The sequence below is a fragment of the Microbulbifer discodermiae genome (assembly GCF_040742695.1).
Lineage (GTDB): Bacteria > Pseudomonadota > Gammaproteobacteria > Pseudomonadales > Cellvibrionaceae > Microbulbifer.
This window is the reverse complement of sequence record NZ_JBFLAB010000009.1, coordinates 92,241-98,382: the sequence shown is the minus strand read 5'-3', so window position 1 is coordinate 98,382 and position 6,142 is coordinate 92,241. Positions and strand designations below refer to the sequence as shown.

5 protein-coding genes are annotated in these 6,142 nt (G+C 57.7%); 1 reads left to right on the top strand and 4 read right to left on the bottom strand.

Features of this window, described 5'->3' with window-relative positions; translation table 11 throughout:
• Positions 1-137: 137 nt before the first annotated feature.
• Together AB1S50_RS05535 and AB1S50_RS05530 are read right to left on the bottom strand one after the other, a co-directional pair.
• Entirely contained in the window at positions 138-587 is a 450-nt protein-coding gene (locus tag AB1S50_RS05535) for a DUF1289 domain-containing protein (RefSeq protein WP_367149484.1), read from the bottom strand.
• 45 nt (positions 588-632) lie between these two features.
• Positions 633-821 (bottom strand): hypothetical protein, encoded by a 189-nt coding sequence (locus tag AB1S50_RS05530; RefSeq protein ID WP_367149482.1) that lies wholly within the window; start codon positions 819-821, stop codon positions 633-635.
• Between the two features lie 48 nt (positions 822-869).
• On the opposite strand from AB1S50_RS05530, the gene acnB reads away from it, so the two are divergent.
• Positions 870-3,485 carry a bifunctional aconitate hydratase 2/2-methylisocitrate dehydratase gene (gene acnB, locus AB1S50_RS05525; protein WP_367149481.1) on the top strand — a complete coding sequence of 872 codons (2,616 nt, stop codon included), beginning with the start codon at positions 870-872 and terminating at the stop codon, positions 3,483-3,485.
• Positions 3,486-3,871: 386 nt separating this feature from the next.
• Here the strand turns inward: acnB and AB1S50_RS05520 are convergent, their stop codons facing one another.
• Together AB1S50_RS05520 and AB1S50_RS05515 are read right to left on the bottom strand one after the other, a co-directional pair.
• A complete protein-coding gene (locus AB1S50_RS05520; RefSeq protein ID WP_367149480.1) occupies positions 3,872-4,387 on the bottom strand; it encodes a hypothetical protein in 516 nt (171 codons plus the stop codon).
• A gap of 284 nt (positions 4,388-4,671) precedes the next feature.
• The gene (locus AB1S50_RS05515; RefSeq protein ID WP_367149479.1) at positions 4,672-6,129 is read right to left on the bottom strand and encodes an MFS transporter; all 1,458 of its coding nucleotides are present in this window, start codon (positions 6,127-6,129) and stop codon (positions 4,672-4,674) included.
• Between the last annotated feature and the right edge of the window lie 13 nt (positions 6,130-6,142).

The following is a 6,142-nucleotide window of genomic DNA, read 5'->3' as shown; positions in this document are numbered from 1 at the left end:
CTGCTGAAGCGAGGTGCTGCGAATCCAGCTTTCCAGGGTCGCTGCATCATGAGCGGTAATTGTAAAAACGTCAGGAGTATCCATGTGACAAGTATACGTGAAATCAAATCACGTAACCTTATTTTCCGCATGGGCCACTAGGGCAGACCGGGCGCCACAAAGCGGCGGTAGTAAGCCACCGACAGCGCGTAAAAGTCCTCATCGATACGGCGTCGCAATTCCACCAGGGAAACACCTCTGGCCTGCGCAGTCAGTCTCAGGCCGAACTCCGCCGGATCCCCGATCTGGCTGGCGCCGGCCCGCAACAACTCGAACACCCAGCAGTAGGGGTGCAGGGTTTCGTCGAAACGAATCTGCTGGTGCTTCAATTGGCGCAGCAGCAGCGCCCGATCCACAATCTCCAGCTGATTGCGCACCGCACTGGCCAGATAGGTCTCGCGGCGCTGCGCGATGAGGCGGCGCTGCTCTTCGCTGTAGCTATTCCAGTCAATCACTTCGTGGGCGAAGCGCTTGCAACCCCGGCAGACATCATCGCCGATACCGGTGGAGCAAACGCCAATGCAGGGAGTGCGAACTTTTTTATACATCGGGCTGTGGTCACGCCATTTGGTCTGAGTCTGTGCGCGGCCAGACTATTTGGTTTCCGGCTGGAAGAAAAGGCCGCTGCCCAGCCTCCGGTAAAATTCACCGTATAAATAGCGAAAATTGGCGTAAGTTATTGATTTTTCAATAAACTTAACAGGAATAGTGCTTTCCTGTAGAATTCCCGGCCCACATCCAGCGGTCACCACTGGAAACCCCGGGCCGGCATAGCCAGCCATACTTTCGCCAGCTGTTGGTGTCACCGAACCACTAAGAGGGACTTATCCGTGCTTGAAGCCTATCGCAAACAGGTCGCTGAACGCGCCGAACAGGGTATTCCGCCCAAACCTCTGAATGCAGAACAAGTGGCCGGGCTGGTGGAGCTGTTAAAGGCCCCACCCGCAGGCGAAGAACAGGAGCTGGTGGAACTCCTCACCCACCGGGTTCCACCGGGGGTGGACGAGGCCGCCTACGTCAAGGCCGGTTTTCTCTCCGCCATCGCCAAGGGCGAAGAAAGCTGCCCCCTGATCGACCGCGAACATGCCACCCGGTTGCTGGGCCAGATGCTCGGTGGCTACAACATCACCACCCTGGTGGAGCTGCTGGACGACACCAGTCTGAGCGAACTGGCCGCCGAGCAGTTAAAAGACACGCTGCTGATGTTCGACGCCTTTCACGATGTGGAAGAGAAAGCCAGGGCCGGCAACGCCAACGCCAAGGCGGTGATGCAGTCCTGGGCGGATGCCGAGTGGTTCACCAAGCGCAACCAGGTGCCCGAGAGCATCAAGGTTGCGGTATTCAAGGTCACCGGCGAAACCAATACCGACGACCTCTCCCCCGCCCCCGATGCCTGGTCGCGTCCGGATATCCCGCTGCATGCACTGGCGATGTACAAGATGGCCCGCGACGGCCTGACGCCGGAGGAGCCGGGAGTTACCGGACCGCTAAAACAGATAGAGGAAGTGCAGGCCAAGGGTCTGCCGGTCGCCTTTGTGGGCGATGTGGTCGGCACAGGCTCCTCGCGCAAGTCCGCCACCAACTCGGTGCTGTGGTATTTCGGCGAGGATATGCCCGGGGTACCCAACAAGAAAGGCGGCGGCATCTGTATCGGCGGGAAAATAGCGCCGATCTTCTACAACACCATGGAAGATGCCGGTGCTCTGGTATTCGAGGCCCCGGTGGATGCACTGAACATGGGCGACGTCATAGAGATCCGCCCCTACGAGGGCAAAATACTGGCGGAGGACGGTGGAGTACTGTCTGAATTCGAGCTGAAATCCCAGGTATTGCTGGACGAAGTACAGGCTGGCGGCCGCATCAACCTGATCATTGGCCGCGGTCTCACCACCAAGGCGCGGGAGTCCCTCGACCTGCCCCCGTCGGAGCTGTTCCGCAAACCGGAGCCGCCCACGGACACCGGCAAAGGCTATACCCTGGCACAGAAGATGGTCGGCAGGGCCTGTGGCGTCGACGGCATACGCCCGGGCACCTACTGCGAACCGAAAATGACCACCGTGGGCTCCCAGGATACCACCGGGCCCATGACCCGCGACGAGCTTAAGGATCTTGCCTGCCTCGGCTTCTCCGCCGATCTTGTGATGCAGTCCTTCTGCCACACCGCGGCCTATCCCAAGCCCGTGGATATCGACACCCAGCACACACTGCCGGACTTCATTATGAACCGCGGTGGTGTCTCCCTGCGCCCGGCCGACGGCATTATCCACAGCTGGCTAAACCGCATGTTGCTGCCCGATACAGTGGGTACCGGTGGCGACTCCCACACCCGTTTCCCCATGGGTATTTCCTTTCCGGCGGGTTCCGGTCTGGTGGCCTTTGCCGCCGCCACCGGCGTTATGCCGCTGGATATGCCGGAATCAGTACTGGTGCGTTTCAAGGGTGAAATGCAACCCGGCATCACGCTGCGCGACCTGGTCCACGCCATCCCCTACTATGCAATTCAGCAGGGTCTGCTGACCGTGGAGAAGAAGGGCAAGAAGAATGTCTTCTCCGGCCGCATCCTGGAAATCGAAGGCCTGGAGAACCTGACTGTAGAACAGGCATTCGAATTGTCCGACGCCTCCGCCGAGCGCTCCGCCGCCGGCTGTACCATTAAGCTGTCCGAGGACACCATTGCCGAATACCTGCGCTCCAATATCACCCTGCTGCGCTGGATGATCGCCGAAGGCTATGGTTCCAAGCGCACCCTGGAGCGCCGGGCCCGCGCCATGGAAGCCTGGCTGGAGAAACCGGAATTGCTGGAGGCCGACACCGACGTCGAGTATACCGCGGTGATCGACATCGACCTGGCCAAAATCAAGGAGCCCATCGTCTGTGCGCCGAACGACCCGGACGACGCCCGCCCCCTGTCCGAAGTGGCCGGCGACAAGGTGGACGAAGTCTTCCTGGGTTCCTGTATGACCAATATCGGCCACTTCCGCGCTGCCGGCAAACTGCTGGAGCAGGTAAAAGGCGGACTGCCGACCCGCATGTGGATAGCCCCACCCACCAAGATGGACGAACACCAGCTGATGGAAGAGGGTTACTACAATATCTACGGTCGCGCCGGCGCCCGCACCGAAATGCCCGGCTGCTCTCTGTGTATGGGCAACCAGGCGCGCGTCGCGCCAAACAGTACAGTGCTGTCCACCTCGACCCGCAACTTCCCCAACCGCCTGGGTGACGGCGCCAATGTGTACCTCACGTCGGCGGAGCTGGCCTCGGTGGGCGCCATCCTCGGCAGGCTGCCCACGCCGGAGGAATACCAGGAGTATGCGAAAAACATCAACTCCATGGCGGCGGATATCTACCGCTATATGAATTTCGACCAGATCGAGGAGTTCCAGAAGTCAGCCGAAGAGGGCAAACGAATCGCCGCAACGGAGATTCAGGAGGTGCGCGTCTAGCAGGCTGTTGAAATTCGAAGAATTTCGACGCCTGGTACCGGAATATGGATGTTCCGGCAAAATCAACGACGCCTAAGTCGTTGATTTTGGGAGAAAAGTGAAAATCACATTTTTCGCTTTTCGTGTTTTGAAACAGGCAGGATGCCTTTTTCAACAACCTGCTAAGGAACCCCTGATCAATTCGGTGCAACCTCTTAGGCTTTTATCAGCGCGGCAATCCAATAGATGATCCCTCATCCATTGGATTGCCGCTCTTGAAAACCTGCGCAATTACCCGGAATCGGTTGCTTCTTACAAGCTTGTACAGGCCCCCTCCGGGCGGAGGCACATCCTTGTGCCGCATAAACCCATTTAGCTACCGGGTCAACAGTTGCCGGCCACTCCCCTTACGACAGTTCAAACTGCTGTAACCTGCCAGCGCGCTTTTCTTCCGCAAAATCACAACTGGTTAGGCGAAACATCAGCATGTAATCAGACAGGCAGCGGGTATCGTGAATGTCACCGGGCAGAAATGCACTGCAGTCCCCCACCCTCATGGTATAGGCTCCGCGGCTGACCAGCTGTTCCCCGCCCCCCGGCTTTCCAAACTGGCCATAGGTGGCCATCTGCACTTCGCCGTACTGCAGCCCATAAAACACCCAGCCGTTGCCGTGATTGTGTGGTTTGCGATACTGGCCCTGATATTCCACATGGGCCAGCAAAATAAAACCCTGGTCCGGATCCCGGTACAGCTCCTCCGCGGCTGGCTTCGTCTCGTGCAACTGGGCGAGCCAGGGCTCGGTGCTGGCGGCGCCCGCCAGCCTGGCGACAGCCGTGCGGCAGCGGCTAATGGCGTCCGAGTTCAAACCGGTCCAGTAGCTGCGCAAGTCCGCGATACACTGATCCAGAGCATTTACAGTCATGATCTTTCTCCTCAGGTTAAAACAAAAGTTACAGTAATCCGGGCAGACAACTTCGCCTCTGGCAGGTTGCTGCCTCCAGATTTTTCTCAATCCGGATTTGCGGTCCGGACACAGCTGTGGGGGACAGCAGCCTGTGGTATTACCTTTGTATAGAAGCAGGATACGAATTGAAGCCGACTTTAAGTCAAATCCAATAAGGTAAATTTTTTCCTGGCAATCCAAAAATTCACTATCGGCAACTTGGCGGATTTTTGGTGGAGACTACCCAATAGATAGAGGACCAACTATTGAATTGAACCGTGAGTATCACGGTCGAATACTGCCACCAATGCCCGGATCACCACCGCCAGGACCAATAGCAACAGTGCCAGCACATAAACCTGATTCAGGCCCGCCACCACTAGTGTCGGGTCCACCTTTTCCACCCGAGACAGCCCCGAGGCCACCGCAAACACCACACCCATGATGGAAACACCCGTGAGCAGACCCAGATTTCTGGACAAATTCAGCAGGCCGGAAATATTGCCCCGCTGCTCTGCACCGGCGTCGTGCATTGTGAAGGCATTGTTCGAAGACAAATAAGTGCCGTAACCCGCCGCCGTGACGGTTGCATACAGCAGGTAACCGGGTACACCATCACCCAGTTCCAGATAGATCACTCCCAAGGCCCCGGACACCATCAGGCCCAGACCGACAAATATGGCCAACCTGGACTTGAAACGATCCACCAGCCGCCCCGCCACATGGGCGAAGATGGCCACCGAGAAGGATCCCGCCGACATCACCAAACCGGTCCGGGAAAAATCCAGTCCTAGAGCCATGGTCAGATAAAAGGGTGCCACCACCTGTGAACTCATCACCGCTGCACCTACCAGCAGATTCCCGGCCAAATTACCCCAGAGGGAATAGTCCCACTGGCTGGCGTTCACTGGAGAAAATGTACGCGATAGCCGCCGCTTCAACACCAGCAGGCTCAACAGCGCCACACCGGACAGGGCTGCGGCAATCACATTGACCGCGCCATAATTGCTGTTGAGTGGTTTAATGGACAGGGTGTAGAAAAGCACTGCGGAAAAAACACCGATAAAGATCGGCATCTCCAGCTGCGGCCGGACAATAGTCGCACCACGGACACCCGCATCATCGGGCAGAACCCTTTTCGCCAGCAGAAAGATGAGCATCCCTATTGAAGCCTGCACCAGGAAAACCGACTGCCAACTGAACACCTCCAGCAACAGCCCACCCAGTACCGGCCCAGTGCCTGTGCCGACAGCCGAGGCACTGCCGAGCAAGCCGATAGCCGTACCCGCGCGGGACTTGGGAAAAGTATCGCTGGCGATTGCCATGGCCACGGCCACAAACATCGCCGCACCCATACCCTGCAGGGCGCGGAAAAATACCAGCATCCAGATATGCGTGGAAATTCCACAGCAAAGTGCGGACAGGGTGAAGATGACCACTCCGACAACAAAAATATTTGTACGCCCAATCCTGTCGCTCACCCGCCCGGCGACCGCCAGGGTTGCGGTGAGAAAGGTCACAAAGGAAATAATGGCCCATTGGGCCCGGCCATAGGTTGTGCCGAGATCCTGGATCAGTGCGGGCAGCACGATATTGACACTGCTGACCGCCAGCGCGTTGACAGTGGTCGCCAGGCACAAAACCGCAAGAATTCCCCGTGTGGATATGTTTGCGCAGTCCTTGCGCGAACGCGAATTTAAATATTTTTTGACTGCAAACATCGGTTGTGAACTC